At 60.5% G+C, this 23,168-nt stretch carries 22 protein-coding genes; 6 read left to right on the top strand and 16 right to left on the bottom strand.

Going from position 1 to position 23,168, the window contains the following annotated elements; all coding sequences use genetic code 11:
- Position 1: 1 nt before the first annotated feature.
- The 9 genes from FHT92_RS17125 to oiaX all read right to left on the bottom strand — a co-directional run bounded on the left by FHT92_RS17125 (position 2) and on the right by oiaX (position 9,154).
- Positions 2–1,063 (bottom strand): ABC transporter permease, encoded by a 1,062-nt coding sequence (locus FHT92_RS17125; protein ID WP_085861797.1) that lies wholly within the window; start codon positions 1,061–1,063, stop codon positions 2–4.
- Positions 1,060–2,610 carry a sugar ABC transporter ATP-binding protein gene (locus tag FHT92_RS17120; RefSeq protein WP_183827383.1) on the bottom strand — a complete coding sequence of 517 codons (1,551 nt, stop codon included), beginning with the start codon at positions 2,608–2,610 and terminating at the stop codon, positions 1,060–1,062. Before FHT92_RS17120 ends, FHT92_RS17125 begins: the two co-directional genes overlap by 4 nt.
- Positions 2,607–3,251 (bottom strand): DUF2291 family protein, encoded by a 645-nt coding sequence (locus tag FHT92_RS17115; RefSeq protein WP_183827380.1) that lies wholly within the window; start codon positions 3,249–3,251, stop codon positions 2,607–2,609. The genes FHT92_RS17120 and FHT92_RS17115 overlap by 4 nt, the downstream gene beginning before the upstream one ends.
- 73 nt (positions 3,252–3,324) lie before the next feature.
- The gene (locus tag FHT92_RS17110; protein WP_183827377.1) at positions 3,325–4,266 is read right to left on the bottom strand and encodes a D-ribose ABC transporter substrate-binding protein; all 942 of its coding nucleotides are present in this window, start codon (positions 4,264–4,266) and stop codon (positions 3,325–3,327) included.
- Positions 4,267–4,364: 98 nt separating this feature from the next.
- Positions 4,365–5,192, bottom strand: coding sequence for a phosphogluconate dehydrogenase C-terminal domain-containing protein (locus FHT92_RS17105; protein ID WP_004678736.1), 828 nt, complete (start codon positions 5,190–5,192; stop codon positions 4,365–4,367).
- A 78-nt stretch (positions 5,193–5,270) separates the two neighbouring features.
- The gene (locus FHT92_RS17100; RefSeq protein ID WP_097592589.1) at positions 5,271–5,717 is read right to left on the bottom strand and encodes an RpiB/LacA/LacB family sugar-phosphate isomerase; all 447 of its coding nucleotides are present in this window, start codon (positions 5,715–5,717) and stop codon (positions 5,271–5,273) included.
- Positions 5,714–6,517 (bottom strand): triose-phosphate isomerase, encoded by an 804-nt coding sequence (locus tag FHT92_RS17095; protein ID WP_183827374.1) that lies wholly within the window; start codon positions 6,515–6,517, stop codon positions 5,714–5,716. Before FHT92_RS17095 ends, FHT92_RS17100 begins: the two co-directional genes overlap by 4 nt.
- Before the next feature lies 1 nt (position 6,518).
- A complete protein-coding gene (locus FHT92_RS17090) occupies positions 6,519–7,853 on the bottom strand; it encodes a four-carbon acid sugar kinase family protein (protein WP_183827372.1) in 1,335 nt (444 codons plus the stop codon).
- A gap of 5 nt (positions 7,854–7,858) precedes the next feature.
- Positions 7,859–9,154 carry a 3-oxo-isoapionate-4-phosphate decarboxylase OiaX gene (gene oiaX / locus FHT92_RS17085; protein WP_183827369.1) on the bottom strand — a complete coding sequence of 432 codons (1,296 nt, stop codon included), beginning with the start codon at positions 9,152–9,154 and terminating at the stop codon, positions 7,859–7,861.
- A 140-nt stretch (positions 9,155–9,294) separates the two neighbouring features.
- Here oiaX and FHT92_RS17080 point away from each other — a divergent pair, with 140 nt between their 5' ends.
- Positions 9,295–9,999 (top strand): transcriptional regulator NanR, encoded by a 705-nt coding sequence (locus FHT92_RS17080; protein WP_183827366.1) that lies wholly within the window; start codon positions 9,295–9,297, stop codon positions 9,997–9,999.
- Between the two features lie 334 nt (positions 10,000–10,333).
- Here FHT92_RS17080 and FHT92_RS17075 read toward each other — a convergent pair whose 3' ends face one another.
- From FHT92_RS17075 to FHT92_RS17050, 6 genes are all read right to left on the bottom strand, one after another.
- Positions 10,334–10,591 (bottom strand): BON domain-containing protein, encoded by a 258-nt coding sequence (locus FHT92_RS17075; RefSeq protein WP_183827363.1) that lies wholly within the window; start codon positions 10,589–10,591, stop codon positions 10,334–10,336.
- A 1,053-nt stretch (positions 10,592–11,644) separates the two neighbouring features.
- A complete protein-coding gene (locus FHT92_RS17070) occupies positions 11,645–12,370 on the bottom strand; it encodes a ribonuclease activity regulator RraA (RefSeq protein ID WP_183827360.1) in 726 nt (241 codons plus the stop codon).
- 7 nt (positions 12,371–12,377) lie between these two features.
- Positions 12,378–14,111 (bottom strand): L-arabinonate dehydratase, encoded by a 1,734-nt coding sequence (gene araD / locus FHT92_RS17065; protein WP_183827357.1) that lies wholly within the window; start codon positions 14,109–14,111, stop codon positions 12,378–12,380.
- A gap of 95 nt (positions 14,112–14,206) precedes the next feature.
- Positions 14,207–15,079 carry an ABC transporter permease gene (locus FHT92_RS17060; protein WP_183827354.1) on the bottom strand — a complete coding sequence of 291 codons (873 nt, stop codon included), beginning with the start codon at positions 15,077–15,079 and terminating at the stop codon, positions 14,207–14,209.
- A 4-nt stretch (positions 15,080–15,083) separates the two neighbouring features.
- Positions 15,084–15,899 carry an ABC transporter ATP-binding protein gene (locus FHT92_RS17055; protein ID WP_183827350.1) on the bottom strand — a complete coding sequence of 272 codons (816 nt, stop codon included), beginning with the start codon at positions 15,897–15,899 and terminating at the stop codon, positions 15,084–15,086.
- A 63-nt stretch (positions 15,900–15,962) separates the two neighbouring features.
- A complete protein-coding gene (locus FHT92_RS17050) occupies positions 15,963–16,970 on the bottom strand; it encodes an ABC transporter substrate-binding protein (protein ID WP_183827347.1) in 1,008 nt (335 codons plus the stop codon).
- A 132-nt stretch (positions 16,971–17,102) separates the two neighbouring features.
- Between FHT92_RS17050 and FHT92_RS17045 the strand changes: the two genes are divergently transcribed.
- Positions 17,103–17,834 carry a GntR family transcriptional regulator gene (locus FHT92_RS17045; protein ID WP_183742123.1) on the top strand — a complete coding sequence of 244 codons (732 nt, stop codon included), beginning with the start codon at positions 17,103–17,105 and terminating at the stop codon, positions 17,832–17,834.
- 280 nt (positions 17,835–18,114) lie between these two features.
- Here the strand turns inward: FHT92_RS17045 and FHT92_RS17040 are convergent, their stop codons facing one another.
- Positions 18,115–19,110: a LacI family DNA-binding transcriptional regulator gene (locus tag FHT92_RS17040; protein WP_183827502.1), complete on the bottom strand. Its 996-nt coding sequence runs from the start codon at positions 19,108–19,110 to the stop codon at positions 18,115–18,117.
- 171 nt (positions 19,111–19,281) lie between these two features.
- Between FHT92_RS17040 and FHT92_RS17035 the strand changes: the two genes are divergently transcribed.
- The 4 genes from FHT92_RS17035 to FHT92_RS17020 all read left to right on the top strand — a co-directional run bounded on the left by FHT92_RS17035 (position 19,282) and on the right by FHT92_RS17020 (position 23,152).
- Positions 19,282–20,229 carry a sugar ABC transporter substrate-binding protein gene (locus FHT92_RS17035; RefSeq protein ID WP_183827343.1) on the top strand — a complete coding sequence of 316 codons (948 nt, stop codon included), beginning with the start codon at positions 19,282–19,284 and terminating at the stop codon, positions 20,227–20,229.
- A 125-nt stretch (positions 20,230–20,354) separates the two neighbouring features.
- A complete protein-coding gene (locus tag FHT92_RS17030; RefSeq protein WP_183827340.1) occupies positions 20,355–21,476 on the top strand; it encodes an ABC transporter permease in 1,122 nt (373 codons plus the stop codon).
- 2 nt (positions 21,477–21,478) lie between these two features.
- Entirely contained in the window at positions 21,479–22,273 is a 795-nt protein-coding gene (locus FHT92_RS17025) for an ATP-binding cassette domain-containing protein (RefSeq protein ID WP_183827337.1), read from the top strand.
- Between the two features lie 75 nt (positions 22,274–22,348).
- Complete coding sequence (locus FHT92_RS17020; protein ID WP_183827334.1) at positions 22,349–23,152, top strand: TIM barrel protein; 804 nt, start codon at positions 22,349–22,351, stop codon at positions 23,150–23,152.
- Positions 23,153–23,168: the final 16 nt, after the last annotated feature.

Below are 23,168 nucleotides of genomic sequence, written 5' to 3'. Positions count from 1 at the left end.
GTCAACCTGCCTTTGCCATCTGCATGAGGGTGACGCGCTGCTGCAGGCGGCGCTGCGCCTGGTCGACGACCACGGCTATGATGATGACGAGGCCCTTGATGACCATCTGCCAGAAGGAGGAGACGCCCATCATGACAAGACCGTCGGAGAGGATGCCGATGACGAAGGCGCCGATGATCGTGCCGCCGATCGTGCCGCGCCCGCCCGACATCGAGGTTCCGCCGAGCACGGCTGCGGCGATCGCATTGAGTTCGAAGCTTTCGCCGGTCGCCGGATGGGCGGCCATCAGCTCCGAGGAGATGACGACGCCGACGATCGCCGCGCAAAGGCCGGAGAACATGTAGACGAAGATCTTCACGACATCGACGCGTATGCCGGACATGCGCGCCGCCCGTTCATTGCCGCCGACGGCGAAGATGTGGCGGCCGATTGGCGTCGAACGCGCGACATAGGCGGCCGCGAGCGCCAGCACGATCAGGATCCAGATCGACACCGGCAGGCCGAGAATACGGCCGGCGCCGAAGAAGTCGAAGCCGGTGGTGGCATATTCCGGCCGACCGACGAGGTTCGGAAAAGTCTGGCCATCAGACGACAGCAGCGCCAGGCCGCGGGCGATGTAGAGCGTGCCGAGCGTGGCGATGAAGGGCGCGACGTTGAGCTTGGTGATCAGGAGACCGTTGATCAGGCCGATGACGAGGCCGATCGACAGCGTGATCAGCACGATCTCGAAAAGGTTGAAATAGATGGTGTAGCCGATCGGCAGCTCGATGCCGTAGAGGATCAGCCCGCCGGCGACCATGCCGCAGAGCCCGACGATCGAGCCGACCGAGAGGTCGATGCCGCCGGTGATGATGACGAAGGTCATGCCCATGGCGAGGAACGCGTTCAGCGCCACATGCTTCGACATCAGGATCATGTTCGCCGTCGAGGTGAAGTTCGGCGCGAAGATCGCAAAGAAGATGATGACGGCGAAGAGCGCGATGAAGGTCCTGAGCTTCATCAGCGTCAGCAGCGCAGAGCCGTTGGCGCCCTTCGGCGCAAGAGTTGAGGTAGCCGCCATCATGACGCGAGTTTCCCTTGATGTCCGTGTCCCTTGGCCGAAGCCGCGATAATGGCGTCTTCCGTCGCCTCGTCCCGATCGAAGACGGCGACGAGCTGGCCGTTGCTCAAGACCGCGATGCGGTCGGATAGCGCCATGACCTCTTCGAGGTCGGAGGTCGAAAACAGGATGGCGAGGCCGTTTGCCGCCAGCCGGCGCATGGTGCGGAAGACGTCGGCCTTGGCGCCGACATCGATGCCGCGGCTCGGCTCGTCCATCAGCAGCACCTTTGGATTGGTCATCAGCGCCTTACCGATGACGACCTTCTGCTGGTTGCCGCCGGACATGGAGGTGACCTCGAAATCCGGGTTCGGCGCCTTGATGGAGAGATCGCGGATCGCCTCCTGAATGGCGTTCTTCTCCGCGCCGCTGTCGATATGGAAGAGCCTGGTGAAGCGCGACAGGCTTGCGAGCGTCAGGTTGGAGGCGATGGAGAGCACCTGCACCAGCCCCTCGCGCTGCCGGTCCTCAGGGATCAGCGCAAGACCGCGGCGGATGCGCCGCGTGGTGTCGCGGGCGCGCACTTGCCTGCCGTCGATGAAGATCTTGCCGGTCGAATGCGTGTGCCGCCCGATCACGCATTCGAAGAACTCGCTGCGCCCGGCGCCCATCAGGCCATAGATGCCGAGGATCTCGCCCGCTCTGACCGATAGGGAGACGTCGTTGACCGCAAGCCCGCCGGTCGGCCGGGGAAGGCTGATGTTTTCGGCGCGGAAGACTTCCTCGCCGACGGAATGGGTGACGGATTTGGCGAAATCCTTGGCGTCCGAGCCGATCATCGAGCGCACGATCCAGCGCGTGTCGATATCGCGCACCATGGCATGGCCGGTGATCTGGCCGTCGCGCAGCACGGTGATGTAGTCGCCGATCCGCATCAGCTCTTCCAGCCGGTGCGAGATATAGACGATCGCCACGCCCTGCGCCTTCAGCTCGGCGATCACCTTGAACAGGATCTCGACTTCAGCCGCCGACAGCGCCGAGGTCGGCTCGTCCATGATCAGGATGCGGGCATTAAGCGACATCGCCTTGGCGATCTCGACCAGCTGCTGCTGGCCGATCGGCAGATCCTCGACCATCGTATCGGCCTCGATGCCGGCATCGAGGCGCCGCAGGAATTCATTGGCCTTTTCGACCTGCGCCTTGTGATCGATGCCGAGCAGGCCGCGGGTGATTTCGCGCCTGGTGAAGATGTTTTCGGCGACCGACATGTTGGCGAAGAGATTGAGCTCCTGGAAGATCATGCCGATGCCGTTCGCCTGCGCGTCGGCCGGGCTGTCGAAGGAAACGGGCTTGCCGTCCAGGATGATGCGGCCGAGCGTCGGGCGCTCGACGCCGGCGATGATCTTCATCAGCGTCGATTTGCCGGCGCCGTTTTCGCCGACCAGAACATTCACCGCGCCGCGGCGCAGCTCGAGATTGGCGCGCTTGACGGCGACGATGCCGGAATAGACCTTGGACACGTCGTCGAGACGGAGGATGATGTCATCCTGATGTGCGTCCGGCGCCGTCATGATCCCACCTTCAATTCCGAAGGTGTGACGAGCGGCAGCTCGCCGGTTCTCGGCAGCGGGAAGGCTCCGATCACCGTCACCACCTTGCCGGTGAGACCGTCGCGCGGGACGGCGGAGAGGAAGGCGGTATTGGCCTTCTCGTTGAACGCCTTGCCGAACTGCGCCCATTCGATCTGGTTCTTGAACTCGTTGAAATTGACGAAATCGAGCGTGTCGCGAAGTGCGGTGCCGCGCAGCGCCGGGCCGATCTGCACCTTCGCATCGGCCTTGCCGTCGCCATCGGCATCGACATCGAGCGTCGCCGCCCGCGAGGCGGTGTCAGCCGCGACGACCGTGCCGGTGATCTTCACCGCATAGGTCCAGGGCGAGCTGCTCTGCTTGCGCGGATTGCCGTATTTTTCGCCCGCGGCATCGGGGCTCGTCGCAACGAGCTGCATGACGTCCTTCAGCTCGCCGGCGCGCTTTTCGAAATAGGGCACGACCTGAGGCTGCCAGATCGCTTCGACCTTGGCATTCGGATCGAAAGCGGTCTTGGCCGCTGCCGCCGCCTTCTCCTCCGCGGTCGGCGTCTTGATGATCTTGCAACCGGGCAGGGCCGCCGCCACGACGGCAGCCAGCAATGCGCCCTTCATTCTCAACATGCGGGTGAACCTCGGCGTCTCGCAAAATGCATTGCGGAGGGCGCAACATTGCACCCTCCGCAATTGGGGCTGATCAGTTCGTCAGGGCGAAGGTTTCGAGCTTGCCGGCATTGTCGGCATTGATGAGAACGCAGTCCATCAGCTGCTTCTCTTCCTTCGGCGTCGTCTTGTTCTTGATGTAGGCGTCGGCCTGCTCCACGGCGAGCTGCGCCTGCGCATAGGCGGGCTGCAGCACGGTCGCCTTGATGCCGCCCGACTTGATGGAGTCGCGCACGTCGTTGGAACCGTCGAAGCCGACGACGATCACATCCTTGCGGCCGGCGGCCTGCAGGGCCGCGATCGCGCCCATCGCCATCGTGTCATTGCCTGAAATGAGGCCCTTGATATCCGGATTGGCCTGAAGGATGGTTTCCATCTTCGAATAGGCTTCCGTCTGGCTCCAGTTGGCCGATTGCTTGGCGACCGACTTCAGCTCGGGATAATCGTCGATGACGTCGTGATAGCCCTGCGAGCGGATGCCGGCATTGGTATCCGACTCCTTGCCGACCAGCTCGACATAGTTGCCCTTCTCGCCCATCAGCTTGACGAATTCCTGCGCGCCGAGCTGCGCACCCTGATAGTTGTTCGAGACGATCTGGGCGACGGCGACGCCGGTCGCGTTGATTTCGCGGTCGATCAGGAAGGAGGGGATGCCGGCATCCTTGGCCTTCTTGACGGCAGCGACGGAAGCGTCCGCGCCCGCATTGTCGAGAATGATCGCCTTGGCGCCGCGCCCGATCGCCGTATCGATCATTTCCGACTGCTTGTTGGCGTCGTCGTCATGGGTCATGACGAGCGTCTCGTAGCCGAGCTCCTTCGCCTTGGCTTCGGCGCCGACGGCTTCGGCCTTGAAGAACGGGTTGTCGTGCGCCGGGGTGATGATGGCGATGAGATCGGCCGCGAAGGCCGGCATGGCCGTGCCGAGCGCCAGCGCGCTGGCGAAGGCTGCGAGTGTCAGTCTGCGTGTCAGTTTCATTCTTTCCTCCCTGTTGTGAATGACGCTCCGTCTCCCCGGAGCGGTGCCCCGTCTCCGGAGCGGTCGCAGGGGGAGGGCTTGCCTCCCCCGGGGCCGGTTCAGGTGATGCGCCGGATGCTTTCGGCGATCTCCTGCGGTTCGAAAACTTTCTTCCAGTCGTCGCGCATCAGCGCCGGGATGCCGAACTCGATCGCCTTGTTGCAGGCATCCGAGAAGACGCCGTCGACCTCCTTGAAGATTACCGCGCCGAGCACGTTCATGTGGCCGAGCAGGAAATCGCGGGCCGCTTCGGCCGGCACGCCGCGGGCCACGCATTCGTCCATCGCCTGGCGCATGATGACGAGCAGCGAGGCGCAGACGGTTTCGGAAAGGCCGGGTTCGAGCATGGCGAGCTGATCGACCGTCACCCGGTGCGAACGCATGACCGGCGCCCAGATGACCTTGGCGATTTCCTCGCCGAGCGCATAAGCGCTGTCGGGACCCTGCATCAGCGCCGAGACGATGTGCTGCTTGGCAAAAAGGCCGCCGAAATGATCCTTCTTGGCCTGCATGTCCGTCTCGTCGTTGAAGATCGGCGGATGGCAGGGATGGGTGACGAAATAGGTGAGGTCGTCGCGCTTCGGCAGATGGCCGGCGAAGGGCGCCGCGGCATCGAGCGCCACCACCATGGTGCCGGGAGCGAGCTTGTCGACGATGCCGGCCGCGACCTTACCGATCGCCGTATCCGGCACGGCGAGAATGACGACGTCGGCGCCGTCGAGCGCGGCATCGACAGGCACGCAATCGAGGCCAAGATCGTTCTTCAGGCGGGCCTTGCCGGCATCGCTCACCTCGACATGGCGCACTTCGAAGCGCGAGCCCTTGAGATTTTTGGCAAGCCGGTATCCCATTTTGCCGCCGGCGCCGAAGAGAGCAATCTTGGTCATGTTTTCCTCACCTTTTCAGTTCTGGATAGGATCATATACTGGTATGATGAGTCAATCACCATATCATTACTTAGGCGCTTAGGCCCCATGTTTTTCCGCATCGAGCCGGTCAATCGCCTGCACGTTGCCGGCCGACGGGCCATCGGGGTCGAATTCGGAGGCGAGCCAGACGTCGACGATCGATTTCGCCAGTTCCGGCCCGATGACGCGCGCGCCCATGGTGATGATCTGGGCGTTGTTGGATTTCGCCGCGCGTTCGGCCGAATAGGTGTCGTGGGTGAGGGCGGCGCGGATGCCCGGCACCTTGTTGGCGGAGATGCACACGCCGATGCCGGTGCCGCAGAACAGAATGCCGCGCTCATGCTCGCCATCGACGATCGTCTGCGCCAGGCGCTGGGAGAGATCGGCATAGAAGCCGGATTGGCTGAGATCGTGCACCTCGACGTCCGCCTTGCCGGCGAGATGGGCGGCAATGACATCCAGGAGCGGTTTGCCGGCGCTGTCGGCGCCAATTGCGATCTTCATGGCAGTTTCCTTTCACTCGCCGTCTGGCGTGGAGATGAGCGGTCGATCGCCGCGCTGACGCGGGCGAGAATGTCGAGATAGCCTTCGACGGACCAGGCGGAGCGGCCGATGAACAGGCCGTCGATATCAGGTTGGCCGATCAGCTCCGCGCAATTGCCGGGATTGACGCTGCCGCCGTAGAGAACAGGCACCGGGCGGCCGAGAATGGATTTCGCCACTTCGGCGATCTTGCCGTGCCGCTGCGAGGCATAATCGGCCGTCGCCGGAATGCCGTTGACGCCGATCGCCCAGACCGGCTCGTAGGCAAGCAGGATCGGAGCCTCGCCGGCCGCCGTGTCGACGCGCCGCAGGGCGGCCTCGACCTGCCGCCGCAGCACGGCGTCGGCCCGGCCCTCGTTGCGCTCCTGCAGGGTCTCGCCGATGCAGATCAGCGGCGTCAGGCCGTGGCGGATCGCGGCGGCAACCTTGAGGCCGACGGTTTCGTCGGTCTCGCCGAAATGTTCACGCCGTTCGGAATGGCCGAGCTCGACGAGATCGAGCCGGCAATCCTTCAGCATCAGCGGAGAAACCTCGCCGGTCCAGGCGCCGGCATCCTCCCAATGCATGTTCTGCGCCCCGACCTTCACCGAGGTCTCGGAAAGCACGCGCTTGACCTCGCGCACCGCCGGGAAGGAGGGGATGATGAAGCGCTGCACGCGGGGATCGCGTTCAAGATCCGCATCGGCGAGGCGGCGCGCGAAGGCGAGCGCTTCCTCAAGCGTCTTGTTCATCTTGAAGCTGGTGCCGACCCAGACGACCATCTCAGTTCTTCCTCCCGTCGCGGATCTGCGCGAAATAGCCGTCCGTGCCGACCTGCCCGCCCTTCAGCGCGATTTGCAGGCCGTTGGTCGGCACATAATCGCCATGCGCCAGGCAGAGCGGCGAGCCCGGCGTCTGGGGCAGCGGCAGCAGCGTCGTCAGCGCGTCGATCTTCAATTGCCGCAGCGCGTGGCTCGACGTGTCGCCGCCGGCGACGACTGCGCGCGGCAGTGCTTCCTGCTCGATCAGCCTGCGCAGGATCGTGCCGAGCGCGCTGCCGAGCTGGTGGCGGGCGCCGGGATGCCGGTCGATATCGGCGCCGCGGTCGGCGGATGGGCCGAGCGCGGTGTAAAGAATGACGCTCCGGCCTTCCTTCAGCTTGCCGATGCCCGCCTGCACCGCCGCATCCACCGCAGCTTCGCCATTCGAGACCAGCGCGAGCGGATCGAGCGCGATGCTCTCGAAACCGTTTTCGACGGCCGTGCGGATCTGGCGCTCGGTCGTCGGCGAGACGCTGCCGGAGACGACCGCGAGGCGATCGACCGCGCCGATATCGGGAAATTCCGCGCCGTTCTGGCCGATCACGTCGGCCTGCCGCCAGGCGCTGAGCAGGGCGTATTCGACCCCCGAGGAGCCGGCGACGAAGCCTCCCGAGCGGGCGGCGACACGCAGCATCTGTCGCCCGGCTGCCGCCTGTGTTGCCTCGGAATCGACGTCGAGAAGCAGAATGCCGTCCGGATGCGACGCCAGCTCGTCGATCTGCCGGTCGGCATCGGCCGCGGTGATTACGACGAGATCGGCAAGCAGCACGGGAAGCGAGGTCTGCTTCGACAGGTGCAGCGCAAGATCCGCCTCATCCATCGGCGTGACGGGATGGCGGCTCATCACCGGATGGCGGTCTATGCGGAAGACGCGGCCCTGATAGGCGGCGAAAAGATTGCCGAAAGCGGTATAGCGCTTCAATTGCGGCGCGCCGACGATGACGGGCACGATGGATTGCCCGAAACCCGTGCGGCCGATCTCGATCGCCTTGCCGATATTGCCGATGCCGGGGCTGGAATCGAAGGTAGAGCAGACCTTGTAATGGCAGATGGCAGCGCCGAGCGATTTCAGCCATTGGAAGGCCGGTGCAAGATGCTCGTCCATCCATGCCGGCGTTTCGCTGCGGCTCGTTCCGGCAATGCCGATCGCGCGGCAATGGCCGAAACGCAAAAGCAGCTCCGGCTTTGGGATGTCGAGGAAGAGCACGGTCTCGACGCCGTTCGAGGCGAGCGCCTCCATGACGTCGGTGGAACCGGTGAAATCATCCCCGTAATAGCTGACGAGAAGTCCATCCATCGCCGTCACGTGCCCTTGCCGTCGCTGAATTTCGCAATCGAGGCAGCAAGCTCCGGATGATCCTTGGCGTAGACCTCCAGCGGTATGCCGGCGACCGCCGCCTGCCAGGCCTGCTGCACGGCGCGCACACCGGCCGCAGGTCCGCCGGGATGGCTGACGATGCCGCCGCCGCAGAGATAGAGAAGATCGACGGTGCGGCCGGTGCGCTGATAGGTCTCCGGCGCCTGCCCGCCCCACTGGCCGGAGCCCGCGACCGGAAGCGGGCAATCGGCGGCATCGAAAAGCGGCGTGCTGACGGCCTCGAACGAGGAGACGAAGCTCTCGTCCGGCTCCCAATATTTGACCCGGATGCCGTTGATCTGGAATTGGTCGACGCCGAGCAGCCGCCAGAACTGCTGATAGACCTTGAAATCCATGCCGGCGCCCGGATCGCGGGTCAGCACGTCCCAGCCGTTGCGATGCGCATGCAGCACCAGGCTCGAGCGCTTGCGCAGGAAACTCATGCCGCCGAAGCCGATCGAATTGATGTTGACGACGGCGCAATTGCCGCCGGCCGCCGCGACGATATCGTGGTTGCGCATCATCTCGTCGGGATCGGCATGCGAGATGCCGAAGGCGTACATGACCTTCTTGCCGGTCTTCTGCTCGTGATCGAGAATGCGCGGCATGATCGCGGCGACGCGCTCCTTGAGCGGCGAATAGGCCGGGCTCATCAGCTTCTCGTCGTCTTTGATGAAGTCGACGCCCGACTCGATCAGTTCGCCGACGAGTTCCGCCGTCTCGTGCGGCCTCAGCCCCAGCGCCGGCTTGACGATCGTGCCGATGATCGGCCGACCCTCGACGCCGGTGAGGCGGCGGCTGCCCGGTATGCCGAACTGCGGCCCGGGATGGGCGTTCTTGAAAGCTTCGGGCAGCTTCATGTCGACGACGCGGATGCCGGTCATGCCCTTGATCGAATAGACGCCGCCGATCGCGATCGTCATCAGGGCGGAGAGATCGGTGCCGATCGCCTCCAGCGGGAAGGCGATGTCGACATCGGCGCGGTGGAGCAGCGTGCCGGGCGATGCCTCGGGCCAGGTCGGATGGCGCGCATCCTCGAGCGCACGGATCGCCAGCACCCGGGCGGCAACGCGCGATTTCAGCTCTTCCGTCTCGCCGGGAACCGGCACGAATGTTCCGGTTGACTGGTCGCTGGCGATTTTGTCCGCCATCGCCTCGATGCTGCCGGGCGTTTCGATGCGGTAGGTCAGGGTTATCATCATGAGGCGGACGGTTGCTCCTCTCGCCATGGAAATTGCCATGGCGTCAACTCGTGATCTGGTATAATGAGTATTCCAATTAATGAAAAGCGAAATCTTCGGCAGCGCAAATTTTCGGCCGCGAGCTTTGTTCTCGGCGCGGAAAACTGTTAGGAGGAAACATTTTGAGCCAGCGAGATCTCATGACCCAGCCCATCGAACAAATCGTCCGCCGGAAACTCTCCGACGAAGTGTTTGATCGACTCGAGCGGATGATCACCTCAGGCGAGCTTCAGCCCGGCGATGAGATGCCCTCGGAGCGGGTGCTGATGGAGCGCTTCGGCGTCGGGCGGCCTGCCATTCGCGAGGCCATGCAGTCGCTCGCCAACAAGGGCCTCGTCAGCATTTCGCACGGCGAGCGCGCGAAGGTGCTGAGGCTGACGGCAAAATCGATCTTCCGCCAGGTCGATCTCACCGCCAAGATCATGCTGTCGCAATCGGCCGACTCGCTCGAACATCTGAAGAGCGCCCGCATCTTCTTCGAGCGCGGCATGGCCCGCGAGGCAGCCCAGCGCGCATCCGCAAGCGATATCGGCGATCTCAGGGCCATCATCGAGCGCCAGCGCGCCTCGCTCGGACGCGCCGAAGAGTTCATCAATGCCGACATGGAATTCCACACCCGCATCGCCCAGATTTCAGGGAATCCGATCTATGTCGCCGTCAGCGAGGCGATGCTCGCCTGGCTGAAGGAATACCACACCGAAATGCTGATTTGGACCGGTAAGGAAAAGTTCACGCTGGCCGAACACGACGAAATCGTTGACCGCCTCGAAGCCAACGACGTCGACGGATCCGAGACGGCGCTCCTCAAGCATCTCGAGCGATCACGCTCGCTGTACGCGAAGTAAATCTGTTATCGACTGACTGGCGACAGTTGCCAATGCTCTGCGCCTCCATCGCAACCGGCAAACAACGCATTCTTCAGATTGAGGGCAACGGCGGATAGAACGCTCCCAACGTATTGGACTCAATCGCTATACGGCTGTTGTCGCGGACACCACCACAATCCCTTAGCGCTTCAGGCCAAGACGCAACAGGCAACAAACCGCCCGGAAGTTCTTTGAATACCTTATGCCACGCGCCGCGACGTGGTCGACAGTTCGGATCCTTTCAAGGCTAGGAGTTCGGACGCAGGAGGACGTCGAGCTAATTGTCGAGGTCGTCGCCGCGGCGAAGTAGGATTTACCGGGCAGACGTAATATCTGCCATTTTATCCGCGTCTCGCATCCGGTCGTGCACGTTCTCGGGCCCGACTATCGACGCAGCGATAGCAGTCGCTTTCTCCCGATCAACGTAGCCGGCCACATAGCCTTCAAGCAGAACGCTTCTGCCGACCATGCTCACAGAGATCGACGAACTTTCCAGTTCCGGTTCCGCGGACATCGCCGTCTGCACAACCGCAAGCTGATCATGAGCGAGGGTTTCCGGCTCGAATGTCATGTCAGTCCTCCTTCTTTATGCAAAGGAAACAGCGCGAAGCCAATTTGGTTCGAAGCCGGGACTTAGGTCCCAGAAAACCATGACCGGAAGTCTTACTGCCATAAAGGTCGGTTACAACAGTTTCACACATCCACGAAGATGCTGCGTCGTCTTGCTTGCTGCGCTCGGCACGAAATCGAATTTGACCGAAGGCTTCCGGAACGACGATGTGGGAGCGTGGAGTCACGCTGGCCTCGGAAGGAGCGGACCTCCTCCTCACCGTGGCAGACAAAGGGGGCTGTGTGCCGCCCGACCTTGGCGATGCAAACGAATCGAAACTCATCAGCTGATGCGGCGCAGTTCGATGGCAACGTGAAGAGGCATCCGTCTGAGAAGGATGCCGCGCCGACGCCAGGCTGAGGTAGCCCGACGTAAAATAGCCCGGCACGATTCGATGTATCGGTATGGTTGTCGGGGCAGGGATTCGAACCCCGCGTCACAGCTCGAAAGCTGGAAGCAACCTCGGAATATCCGAGGATCGAGGAGAGCGCCACGCTCCAATTACGCTTACGCCCGACTAAAGCATTAACTCCCGGGGCTGACGGTTGTTCCTGATCGGATATTCTGCTGCGAAGATGTTTATAAGCTTCCTGCCCCTATAGCCCCTGGCTTTCGGATGAAGCCAATATACAATTCGGCCTCGATACATGCGAACGGCGGCATTACCGATATTGAGCAGCGTATAACACGGTCGATACAGTTGATTTCCGAGATATGTGACAATAGCCTTACTTTATTCGTCAGGCGGAGCAGGCGAATAAGAACATGAGGCAGCCGAAACTGCCCGAAGAACCTCCAAGCGGCGACCAAGCCGCCCGCCACTTCCCTACTGGAAACCGAGCTTGCGTCACGCGCTCATGGCCGGTTGAGATGACAATGAAATTCGCCTTCGTAGAAGGAATCCGACGGGAAGCGACGACCGGTACCCGTGGAATGTGCCCCGGGTGCGGCTCGCCGACGCTTTGCCAAGTGCGGTCTCAAGCGGCTGCATCACCCATCCCCGGTCGGCTTTTGCTAGCGGTTGTTTTGAACGCGCCAGTCTGCATAGCGCTGCTCGTACTCTTCCTTGGTCCTCGGATAGAGACCAATGATCTGCTCGCCACCCTTCACCTGTTCAAGGACAAAGTCTTCGTAGCTCTCCATCTCTGCGCATTCGTCGGCCAGTTCATCGGCGAGGTGAGCTGGAATGACCATTACTCCATCGCGGTCGCCCACGAGGACGTCTCCCGGAAACACCGCAACATCGCCGCATGAAATCGGGACGTTGATATCCAGCGCCTCGTGCAGAGTGAGATTGGTGGGAGCCGACGGCTTGGAAAAATAGGCTGGCATGTCAAGTGCGCCGATTCCCTCCGCGTCACGGAAGCCGCCGTCAGATACGACGCCCGCGGCACCTCGGAGAGCAAGCCGAGTGATGAGAATGGAGCCAGCCGTCGCTGCGCGGGCATCCTTGCGTGCATCCATTACGAGAACGTGGCCGGCCGGGCAGGTCTCCACGGCGACGCGCTGCGGATGATCTGCATTGCGGAATACGGTGATGGGATTTCGGTCTTCGCGGGCTGGAATGTACCTGAGCGTGAACGCTTGGCCGACCATTGTTTCGGCCTTCGGAGAGACAGGGACGACGCCCTGGATGAATTGGTTGCGAAGGCCGCGCTTGTAGAGCGCGGTGGCGATCGACGCAGTCGAGATCTTCTTGAACGCAGCGCGCGTTGCGTCTGAGAGTACGTAGTCGGTCATAGTCACCTCAAAAGATATCTGGTTCGCCCGCAGCGCGGCCGAAGTCGGTTTGAAGGAAGTCAAAGTCGCAGCCCTTGTCTGCCTGCGTAACGTGACGGGAGAACATCCAGCCCCAACCGCGCTGGAAGCGCGGTTCTGGTGCCTGCCAAGCCGCTTTGCGACGGGCAAGCTCCTCTTCGCCGACAAGCATGTCGAGCGTGCGGTTAGGAAGATTGAGCTGGACGATATCGCCTGTCTTCAGGAGAGCGAGCGGGCCTCCTACGAAGCTTTCGGGGGAGACGTGCAGAACACAGGCTCCGTAGGAGGTGCCCGACATGCGAGCATCGGAAATGCGGAGCATGTCTCGATGGCCCTTTTTGATAAGCGCTTTCGGGATCGGGAGCATTCCCCATTCAGGAAAGCCCGGACCGCCCTGCGGACCAGCGTTGCGAAGCACCAGGACGTGATCGGGCGTCACGTCCAGGTTTTCGTCGTCAATCGCCTTTTTCATTTCCGGGTAGCTGTCGAATACCAGCGCCGGGCCCTGGTGGACATGGTATTTGGGATCGCACGCCGCGGGCTTGATGACCGCACCGTCAGGGCAAAGATTGCCGCGCAGGACGGCAAGCGAGCCCTCGTGATAGACGGGGTTGTTTAGCGGCCTGATCACATCGTCATTGAAGACCTGCGCCCCTTCGAGGTTTTCACCCATCGTCTTTCCCGTGACGGTCAGCGCGGTGAGGTCGAGACGATCGTCCAACTGCTTCATAAGTGCGCGGAGGCCCCCTGCATAAAAGAAGTCTTCCATCAGGTAGTCCTTGCCGGAGGGACGTACGTTGGCGATAAGCGGCGTGACCCGGCCGAGTTCATCAAGATGATCAAGTGTTAGTTCGACGCCCGCTCGTCTCGCCATTGCGATAAGATGGACCACGGCGTTGGTGGAGCATCCGGTCGCCATTGCGACGATCGCCGCGTTTCGGCATGAGGCGTTGGTGACGATCTTATCAGGCGTGAGATCTTCCCATACCATATTGACTATGCGGCGGCCGCACGAGGCCGACATACGCTGGTGGTTAGCATCGACAGCAGGAATCGAAGAGGCGCCGGGGAGGGTAAGGCCCATCGCATCCGCGATCGCCGTCATTGTGCTCGCTGTCCCCATCGTCATGCATGTTCCGGCCGAGCGTGCGATACCGCCTTGGATGCCCAGCCATTCGTCGTCGGAGATGTTCCCGGCGCGTCGCTCATCCCAGTATTTCCACGCATCCGATCCCGAGCCGAGGATCTTGCCTGCATAGTTGCCACGGAGCATGGGTCCGGCGGGCAGGTAGATCATAGGGACGCCTGCGGAGAGTGCGCCCATGACAAGACCGGGAGTGGTCTTGTCGCAACCACCCATGAGCACCACCCCGTCGAGGGGGTGGGAGCGGATCATTTCCTCTGCTTCCATCGCCAGCATGTTACGATAGAGCATCGAGGTCGGCTTGGTGAAGCTCTCGTCTACGGAGAGAGACGGCATTTCGACCGCAAAGCCGCCCGCCTGGGCGACGCCGCGCTTCACGTCTTGCACCCTCTCCTTGAAGTGCGAGTGGCAGGAATTGAGTTCCGACCAGGTGTTCATGATCCCGATAATGGGTTTGTCGCGGAAATCTTCTTCCGCATAGCCGAGCTGCATCAGGCGCGATCGGTGACCAAAGCTGCGCAGGTCATCCGGAGAGAACCAGCGCGCGGATCGCAAGGTATCAGGTGTCTTCTTCGTCATGAGTTCATTCCACGTGTCTTGCTTGCTGACGCATGCGGCGCATGAGACAGTGTGCATGTTAGAAGGTGTCGGACCCCGCTGGCGACGGGCGCCGACTATTCCTTCATTCCCCACTTCTGGATGGTGTGGCGCTCCAGCGTCTGGAACACGAGGTTCTCGACGATGAGGCCAATGACGATGACCGTCAGGAGTCCAGCGAATACGGCGGGGATGTCGAGCAGGTTCCGGTTTTCGAAGATGAACCAGCCAAGGCCGCCCTGGCCGGAAGAGACGCCAAAGACAAGTTCGGCGGCAATGAGTGTTCGCCAGGCAAAGGCCCATCCGATCTTCAGGCCGGTCAGGATTGAAGGGAAGGCGGCAGGGATCAGGATGCGCGTAACATACGAGAAGCCCGTGAGACCATAGTTCGCGCCGACCATTCGCAACGTTCTCGATACGCCGAGGAAACCGGAATGGGTGTTGAGTGCAACCGCCCACAGCACGGAATGGATGAGGACGAACACGAGACTGGAGGCGCCGAGGCCGAACCAGATCAGCGCGAGTGGCAACAGAGAGATGGCGGGCAGGGGATTGAACATCGCCGTCATCGTCTCGAGAAAGTCGGTGCCGATGCGCGTATTGATGGCCAAGACCGTGAGAACTGCCGCTAGCGCCGTGCCTGCCGCATAACCCATGAGAAGGATCTTCAAGGTCGTCCAGATGCGCGCAGGCAAGGTGCCGTCTGCGAAGCGATCGACGAGGGTGTGGAACGTATCGGTTAGCGTGGGAAACAGAAGCGGGTTGTCGAGATGCGTTGCGTAGAGCTGCCAGAGCACACCCAACACGACAATGATCAGGGCCTTACGCAAGGCTCCAATGCCCCAAACGAGCTCGAACGGAGAGAGCTTTTGTTCCACCGCTGCGATGTTTCCGTGAGTGGCGGTTGCGCCGGAATTGTTATCGGCAAGCAGGATCTGCGGCTTGTTCATGTCTCTACTCCCGGTGTCCAGGCTCTGAGAAGAGCAGATCGTGGATATCTTTCTCAAGGGCCGCGGCGCTGCCGTCCTCGTGGGCAGCAGCATCGGCGTTGATCACTTCTGCTTTCACTCGCCCCGGGTGCGGCGAAAGAAGAAGAATTCTGTTCGAAATCTTGATCGCTTCTGCAATCGAGTGGGTGACAAAGATTACCGTGAACTTCGTATCTTCCCATAGCTGAAGCAACTCGTCCTGCATCTGGCGACGTGTGAGCGCGTCCAGCGCTGCAAAGGGTTCGTCCATCAAAAGAATGTCCGGCTGCATCGCCATGCCACGTGCAATTGCAACACGCTGCTTCATGCCGCCCGAGAGCGTGTGTGGGAAGCTGTCTACCGCGCGCGTCAGTTTGACCTTATCGATGTACGTTCTTGCAATCTCTTCAGCTTCCTTCTCCGGAAGCTTGCGCGCTACAAGGAGAGGGAACATCACATTCTGGAGAACCGTCTTCCAGGGCATCAACTGATCGAACTCCTGGAAGACCATCATTCGGTCCGGACCAGGCTTTGTGACCTGCCGTCCGTTGATGGTGATGGTCCCGGCAGACGGTTTCATATAGCCGCCGACCGCTTTCAAAAGTGTCGACTTGCCACATCCCGACGGACCAAGGAGGACGAAGCGGTCAGACTGACAGACATTAAAGCTCACGCCTTCGGTGGCAGTGACCAGAAGGCTCGGCGTCTTGTATCGCAAGGTGACCTTGTCGACGCTGAGAAGCGGCTGCCGCGCTGGTTGTTGGACGAGGCTTGGCCCGGCCGAGACGGTCGCTTGTAGCATTGGGAAATTCCTTGTGTGATTGCGCATGCATCGGCGCGTCCACGCCGATGCACAGAGGGCGCCTTAGTTGCCGTTCAGATCAGCCGACTCTGGAAGGTAGTAGTCCGTCCATGCGGCGGGCATCGTCTTCAGAGTGCCGATCTTATGCAGATGGGTTGCGAACTTCATCGTGCCCTGCGGGTCAGTTCGGTAGTCGTCAATGAAGCCTGGCTCGTTGAGGATCGACATCAGATCGTCGATCGAGGTCTTGTCGCCGGAAACCTTCTTGTAAGATTCCAGCGCGGCTTTCGGATCCGCTTTGATGGAGGCGATTGCCTTCTTCGTCGCCTCACGAACAGCCTTGACCAGCGTCGGGTTTTCGTCGGCGAACTTCGTCGTCGTGAAGAACGTGGCTTGGGTCAGAGCGCCGCCAATGATCTCGCGCGAATCCGTAACGCGGTGAACGCCCTTCTGCTTCAGTTCGATGTATTGAAACGGCGGAGCCGAGAAATGGTTTTTCACTTCATGGTTCGGATTTGCGATCGCCGCCACGGCGTCAGGATGGCCGAGCTGTACAGTGTTCGCGTCGAACTTCTTGACCTGATCGTCGCCATATTTCGCGGCTGCTGCGATCTGGAGGAGGATAGCTTGCGTTGAAACACCAACGGTCGGCACTGCGATCTTGTCTTGGGCGGTGATATCGTCCAGCGACTTGATGCGTGGATCGTTGGAAACCATGATCACAGGCTGAGCTGAGCTGGTGATGATGCCCTTCACCTTGCCTTTCGTCCGGTCCCAAAGCAGAAGCAGGTTACCCGTCCCCGTGTTGACGATGTCGACGTTGCCAGCAAGCAGCGCGTCTGTCTGAGCGCCGCCGCCGCTAAAGGTCCGCCATTCGACAGTGACACCCTTGACGCCGAGAGCGTCGGCCTCTTTCTCGATGAGCTTCTGCGTCTCCATCACGTGACTGGCGAGGTAAAGGATGCCCGGCTGACGCGTGATCGAAATGGATGTCTTTTCCTGCGCAGCCGCAGGCAACGCCATTCCTACGACGGCAGCTAGCGCGGCGAGCCCGCGTGTAAAATTGATCATCTTATCCTCCCAATGATCGGTTTTGGGCCGCCACTCCCTAGCGCGACCGTACGCTATTAGTACACTAAAACATCAGTGCATCAACCCGATTTATGCGCTATGAAGGATCAATGACTGATTTGGAGACTATCGATGGCGACGAAAACCGGCTTTCTGCTGCTTGACCGCTCCAGGCAGGTTGCAGTGCAAGTGCATGAAATCCTTAAGGAAAGAATACTTACCGTGGCACTAGAACCAGGAACGGTTCTTTCGCGGGCGACGTTGATGGAAGAATTTGGGGTGAGCCAGACGCCCGTGCGTGACGCTTTGTTGAGATTACAGGAAGATGGGCTGGTGGACATTTTCCCGCAATATGCCACTCGTGTCTCCCGCATTGACGTCGACCACGCAAGGCAGGCACAGTTCCTTCGGCTATCGGTGGAACTCGAAGCGGTAAGACGGCTGTCGAGCATCTCATCCAAGGACACTGCAGAAGCTCTGGACCGAGTACTGCGACAGCAGGAGGCCGTTGCAGACCCGTCCACCTACGACAAGTTCGACGCGCTTGATCGAGAGTTTCACCGTGTTCTCTATGAGCACAGTGGAAACGCGCTTCTGTGGAAGGTGATCAGGCAGCAAAGCGTGCACCTCGATCGGCTGCGACGGTTGAATCTCCCCATGGAGGGAAAGATTCAATCCTTGTTGCAGGAGCACCATGCGATCGTTGATGCGATCAGGTCCGGAGACGAGCGGGCGGCGGTCTCTGCTCTTCGGAAGCATCTGTCCGGAACGCTTTCTATCATCGATGTCATTCGCGCCAAGTTTCCAACTTTCATGTACGATCCAGCGTCGTCGTCAAATGCTTCGAACGTGAGCGCAGGGTGAAGGCCATCAGCCGCGAGAGAAGGCCGAGCGTTTAAGGCTTTAAGTGTGAAAGCGCTGACACCAATTCTTGATGCCAACAACTCGACGGCTCGCAACGTAAGCGTCTCAACATATCTATGAGACGCCCACCTCAGTTCCATAAGTTCAGGTTACGCAAAAAAGCTCATTCTATCAGGCGATTATCTGCGTTTGATCACGGTCGCCATGCCAGTTCTAATCCATCGAGGCGGTCTATAAACCTATGCAAATTTGAGCCCGTATGCGTTTTGTAAGAGGCGCGTCAAGCCGATGCTCTTGGCACAAGGCTACCTGGCAGAAGAACCATTTCGGCGTTACGCTTGCCGGTTACCATGGCAACCATCACGCTGATCATCTCTTCGGTGGGCTGCTCGTAACTGGTCAGCCCGTATGCGGGAACGCCTCCCAGTTCGATATTGTCAAAACCGACGACAGCGAGATCCTGTGGAACTCGAAGTCCAAATTCGCTTCTGGCGACGTCCATTGCTCCAAGCGCCAAAATGTCGTTCTCACACATCAAAACGTCGATGCGCGAGCCCGGTGGGCAATCGCTCAAATAAACCCGCGCTGCTTCAGCGCCGGCCTGAACGCTATATTTTTCCGCAGTCAGTTCCACGACGCCCTCAATGCCCTTCTGCCGCCAATGATTCGCAAAGTGACGGCGCCTGCCCAGAGCGGTCGACAGGGTTCTTGCTCCCATCATGAAGCCCGGGCGGCGGTACCCTTTGTCGAACAAATAGCCGACGATCTCGCTGAGAGCGAGCTCGGTGTCACATGCGATTGCGGGCACGCCGGGGATCTGACTGTCTCTTGCAAGGACAAACATTGGCGGTAAACCTGGGCCAAGCCGTCGGTCACCCAGCGTTTCCTCACGAAAGGCGGTACCGAACAGGATCACGGCGTCGAATTGTCGTTGATCGGCGTTGATCAGCGCGTGAACGTGATCGAAATGGCGATTGATGTTGATCAATACGGTCAACAGCCCCTCCGCCTGCAGGCGCTCGGTCAACATCTCCAAAACCGGGAGCTTGTGCGGATTGGCAAAGTCGTCGACGAAGACGGCGACTTGATGCGTGGTGTTGGTTGCAAGGCTGCGAGCGAGCAGGTTGGGCGAATAGTTCAGCGCCTCTGCTGCCTGAAGGACCTTTTGCCGGCTGACGTCGGTAATGGAAGCACCAGGTGTGAATGCACGGATCACAGTCCATTTCGATACGCCGGCGACTTCTGCCACCTCTCTCGCCGTTGCCCGCTTGCGCATACTCGTCTCCTCGCGATGGAACAAATATTCCACAAAAAAATAAAAATGGAATGGATGCTTGATTTTTGTCGACAATAAAGTATTTTTGCCAAGCTTGCTACCGGGTGCAAACGGGAATGCAACCGGTAGCATCTTGGGTCCGTGCGGGCGGACTGTTTTTGGGAGGGTAAGATGAAACTAGGTTTGAAATCGCTTCTCGCGGGCGCTGCCGCTACTGTTGCGCTCATGTGCTCTGCAGCAGTTGTCAGCGCTGCGGACATTCGCATCGTTGCCGTCACTCACGGCCAGGCCAATGATCCTTTTTGGTCCGTCGTTAAGAATGGCGTCAACGCGGCTGCTAAGGATATCGGCGTCAACGTCGACTATCGGGCGCCGGAAACATTCGACATGGTTTCGATGGGGCAGCTCATCGATGCGGCCATCAATCAGAAGCCTGACGGGCTTATCGTCTCCATTCCGGACGCCTCGGCGCTCGGCCCGTCGATCAAGAAGGCCGTGGCCGCCGGCATTCCGGTTATCTCGATCAACTCGGGATCGGATGTTTCGAAAGAGCTGGGAGCGCTTCTGCATGTCGGCCAGGACGAATACACCGCGGGCAAGGCCGCCGGTGCCAAGCTGCATGAGCTGGGCGGCAAGGAAGGCTTGTGCGTCAATCAGGAGGTCGGCAATGTCGCGCTCGATCTGCGCTGCAAGGGCTTTGCCGACGGTTTCGGTGGCAAGGTCACGGTTCTGCCCGTCAGCAACGATCCGGCCGATGTCCGCGCGAAGGTCAAGGCGGCACTGAGTTCCAATTCGGCGGTTGATACGGTCATGGCGCTCGGCGCCGGAACCGCCGGCGAGCCGTCTCTGGCGGCTGTCGAGGACGTCGGAATGACCGGCAAAATCAAGGTGGCGACTTTCGACCTTTCAGCAGATTTCCTGAAGGCCGTGGCCGATGGTAAAGCAGCCTTCGCGATCGATCAACAGCAGTTCCTGCAGGGCTATCTGCCCGTGGTATTCCTGGCCAACTACGCCAAATACGGGCTTATCCCAGGGGGCAATGTCCCATCCGGCCCGAACCTGATCACCAAGGAGAAGGCCGCCCAGGTCGTGGATCTTTCCGCCAAGGGCATTCGCTGAAAAGAATTGCCGAAAGGCATTCTCCCCGAATCTCCTCCCCTGAACGGGGGAGGGGGTTTGGCTGACAGAGCGCGGTGCTGAGCAGCGCCGCCGTTACCCTAAATTACGATTCCGTGGGAGGAATTATGGCTTCGCTTGAGCAAAAGGCGGCGGCTGCGCCGAAGGCCGATGAGCGCGTCAAACAGGTGAGTTTTCTAACGCATATGATGCGGCGGCCCGAGCTTGGCGCCGTGGCTGGCCTTGCACTCGTCATCGTCTTTTTCTTTCTCACCGCCGATTCAACGATGTTTTCCCTTTCAGGCATGATGACCATCATGGCGCCGGCATCGCAATTGGGAATCCTCGCCATTGCCGCGGCACTGCTCATGATCGGCGGAGAATTCGATCTGTCGATCGGCTCGATGGTGGCTTTCGCAGGATTGATCTTCGGCGTCATCCTGACGAATTTCGGTCAACCGCTTTCGGTTGCCATCGTCATGACGATGCTGTTTGCGGCCTTCATGGGCGCGATCAACGGGCAGATCGTCATTCACACGCGCCTTCCGTCGTTCATTGTGACCCTGGCATTCCTCTTCATACTACGCGGCTTGACGCTCGTCGGTCTGAAATCGGCGACAGGCGGCTCGACGCAGCTTCGCGGCATCGGCGACCATGTGAAGGACAGTCCGCTGCTCGGGCTCTTTTCCGGCGATGCGCTGAAGGGCCTGTTCGTCTGGCTTGCAGATCACGATCTGATCGACAAGTTCCCAAATGGTTTGCCGAAGGTCACCGGCATCCCCGTATCAGTCCTGTGGTTCGTCGTGCTTGCCGTGGCTGCAACATGGGTTCTGCTGCGTACTCGCATGGGCAACTGGATCTTCGCGGCCGGCGGCGATCCCAATGCAGCAAGAAACTCCGGCGTCCCAGTACATCGGGTGAAGACGGGCTTGTTCGCCTTGACGGCGTGTGCTGCGGCGCTAGTCGCCATCATCACCGTGCTTGACGCCGGTTCGACCGATGCCCGGCGCGGTTTTCAAAAAGAGTTCGAAGCGATCATCGCCGCCGTCATTGGCGGGTGCCTCCTCACAGGCGGGTACGGCTCAGCGATTGGCGCCTTCTTCGGAGCGATCATCTTCGGCTCGGTTTCGATCGGCTTGACCTATACCCAGTTCGACTCCGACTGGTTTCAGGTCTTCCTCGGCTCAATGCTGCTGCTGGCTGTCCTCTTCAACAATTTCATCCGCCGCAAGGTTACTGGGGAGCGCTGATCATGCCAGACGTCAATAACCGAACGCCGATCATCGAAGTGACCGACATTGTCAAGCATTACGGCTCCGTGATCGCTCTCAACGGCGTGTCGATACAAGTTTCGGCCGGCGAAGTGCTTTGTCTCCTTGGCGACAATGGCGCGGGCAAATCCACCTTGATCAAGACGCTGTCCGGTGTCGTCCGGCCAAGCGGAGGGACTTTCCTGGTTGAAGGAAGGCCCGTCAGCTTCCGCAGCCCGCGCGACGCGCTCGATGCGGGGATTGCGACGGTCTACCAAGATCTCGCCATGATTCCGCTGATGTCCATCACGCGCAATTTCTTCATGGGTCGGGAGCCATGCAAAGGCATCTTCCCATTCCGTCACTTCGATCTGGCGCACTGCAATGATGTCACCCGTGAAGAGATGCGTAAAATCGGCATCGATATCCGCGATCCCAATCAGGCCGTGGGCACTCTGTCCGGTGGCGAACGCCAATGCGTTGCAATTGCGCGCGCGGTCTATTTCGGCGCCAAGATCCTTATCCTCGACGAGCCTACTTCGGCGCTCGGCGTGGCGCAAACCTCGATGGTACTGAAATACATCCACCAGGTCCGGCAGAACGGACTGGGGGTGATCTTCATTACCCACAATGTTCGGCACGCCTACGCGGTCGCGAACCGCTTCACCATCCTCAATCGCGGCCAGACGCTCGGCACTTTTGCCAAGACCGATATCGCGATGGATGAGCTTCAGAACCTGATGGCGGGCGGCAAGGAACTGCAGCAACTGTCCGAAGAGCTCGGCGGCACGATCTAGACCGGCTTGTCCTGCGGTGCCCGATTGGCTTTGGCGGGCTGCCGCATTCTCAATCATCAAACATGGAAATGGTAAATGACCGACGATCCGTCGAATACATCATCCCCCTTCACGCTCGCTGTCTGCGCTGAGATGGTCTTCAAGTCGCTTCCTATTGTCGACAGGCTGAAGCGTATCACCGAACTCGGCTTTCACGCCGAAATCTGGGATTGGACGAAACACGACATCGCCGCGCTTGCGCGATCGGGAGCAGCCTTTTCGTCAATGACGGGCTATGTGTCCGGCACGCTTGCTGATGACGAAGGCGCGGACGAACTATTGCGAACCGCGAAGTTATCGATCCCCGTTGCGCGACAGCTGAATTGCCCGCGTCTCAACTTGCATGGCACCGGTCTCGACGGCGACGGGCTGCCGGTCGTGAAGGCTGACCAGGTGACTGGTGCCATGTGGCTCAAGGCACGCGATACGCTGAACCGCATCGCCGAGCTCGGGGATCAGGAGGGCGTAACCTTCGTGCTCGAAAACCTCAATCAGGCAGTCGATCACCCCAAGACTCCGTTTGCCAAGGCCGAGGATACGCTCGCCCTCGTTTCGTCTGTTAACCGGCCGGCGCTGAAGCTAAACCTGGACCTCTACCACGCCCAGATCGGCGAGGGGAACCTGATCGAGCTGTGTCGGCGCGCCCTGCCATATATCGGCGAGATCCAGGTGGCGGATGTTCCTGGGCGCATGGAACCCGGCACCGGGGAGATCAACTACAAGGCCATCGCCCGCGCGCTTAAAGACATGGGTTATCGCGGCATGATCGGCATGGAGGCGTGGGCCTCCGGTGACGACGAGATGGCGCTTGCCCGCTTTCGCGACGCGTTCACCGTTTAAATATTTCGATCGTCAA

Origin of the sequence: Rhizobium sp. BK377 (assembly GCF_014193935.1) — a bacterium.
GTDB lineage: Bacteria > Pseudomonadota > Alphaproteobacteria > Rhizobiales > Rhizobiaceae > Rhizobium.
This window is presented reverse-complemented; position numbering and strand designations above follow the sequence as displayed.

Bases quoted from the DNA above. Each gene is read 5' to 3' on its own strand.
- FHT92_RS17125 (WP_085861797.1), bottom strand. From the start codon at position 1,063: ATGATGGCGGCTACCTCAACTCTTGCGCCGAAGGGCGCCAACGGCTCT.
- FHT92_RS17120 (WP_183827383.1), bottom strand. From the start codon at position 2,610: ATGACGGCGCCGGACGCACATCAGGATGACATCATCCTCCGTCTCGAC.
- FHT92_RS17115 (WP_183827380.1), bottom strand. From the start codon at position 3,251: ATGTTGAGAATGAAGGGCGCATTGCTGGCTGCCGTCGTGGCGGCGGCC.
- FHT92_RS17110 (WP_183827377.1), bottom strand. From the start codon at position 4,266: ATGAAACTGACACGCAGACTGACACTCGCAGCCTTCGCCAGCGCGCTG.
- FHT92_RS17105 (WP_004678736.1), bottom strand. From the start codon at position 5,192: ATGACCAAGATTGCTCTCTTCGGCGCCGGCGGCAAAATGGGATACCGG.
- FHT92_RS17100 (WP_097592589.1), bottom strand. From the start codon at position 5,717: ATGAAGATCGCAATTGGCGCCGACAGCGCCGGCAAACCGCTCCTGGAT.
- FHT92_RS17095 (WP_183827374.1), bottom strand. From the start codon at position 6,517: ATGGTCGTCTGGGTCGGCACCAGCTTCAAGATGAACAAGACGCTTGAG.
- FHT92_RS17090 (WP_183827372.1), bottom strand. From the start codon at position 7,853: ATGGATGGACTTCTCGTCAGCTATTACGGGGATGATTTCACCGGTTCC.
- oiaX (WP_183827369.1), bottom strand. From the start codon at position 9,154: ATGGCAATTTCCATGGCGAGAGGAGCAACCGTCCGCCTCATGATGATA.
- FHT92_RS17080 (WP_183827366.1), top strand. From the start codon at position 9,295: ATGACCCAGCCCATCGAACAAATCGTCCGCCGGAAACTCTCCGACGAA.
- FHT92_RS17075 (WP_183827363.1), bottom strand. From the start codon at position 10,591: ATGACATTCGAGCCGGAAACCCTCGCTCATGATCAGCTTGCGGTTGTG.
- FHT92_RS17070 (WP_183827360.1), bottom strand. From the start codon at position 12,370: ATGACCGACTACGTACTCTCAGACGCAACGCGCGCTGCGTTCAAGAAG.
- araD (WP_183827357.1), bottom strand. From the start codon at position 14,111: ATGACGAAGAAGACACCTGATACCTTGCGATCCGCGCGCTGGTTCTCT.
- FHT92_RS17060 (WP_183827354.1), bottom strand. From the start codon at position 15,079: ATGAACAAGCCGCAGATCCTGCTTGCCGATAACAATTCCGGCGCAACC.
- FHT92_RS17055 (WP_183827350.1), bottom strand. From the start codon at position 15,899: ATGCTACAAGCGACCGTCTCGGCCGGGCCAAGCCTCGTCCAACAACCA.
- FHT92_RS17050 (WP_183827347.1), bottom strand. From the start codon at position 16,970: ATGATCAATTTTACACGCGGGCTCGCCGCGCTAGCTGCCGTCGTAGGA.
- FHT92_RS17045 (WP_183742123.1), top strand. From the start codon at position 17,103: ATGGCGACGAAAACCGGCTTTCTGCTGCTTGACCGCTCCAGGCAGGTT.
- FHT92_RS17040 (WP_183827502.1), bottom strand. From the start codon at position 19,110: ATGCGCAAGCGGGCAACGGCGAGAGAGGTGGCAGAAGTCGCCGGCGTA.
- FHT92_RS17035 (WP_183827343.1), top strand. From the start codon at position 19,282: ATGAAACTAGGTTTGAAATCGCTTCTCGCGGGCGCTGCCGCTACTGTT.
- FHT92_RS17030 (WP_183827340.1), top strand. From the start codon at position 20,355: ATGGCTTCGCTTGAGCAAAAGGCGGCGGCTGCGCCGAAGGCCGATGAG.
- FHT92_RS17025 (WP_183827337.1), top strand. From the start codon at position 21,479: ATGCCAGACGTCAATAACCGAACGCCGATCATCGAAGTGACCGACATT.
- FHT92_RS17020 (WP_183827334.1), top strand. From the start codon at position 22,349: ATGACCGACGATCCGTCGAATACATCATCCCCCTTCACGCTCGCTGTC.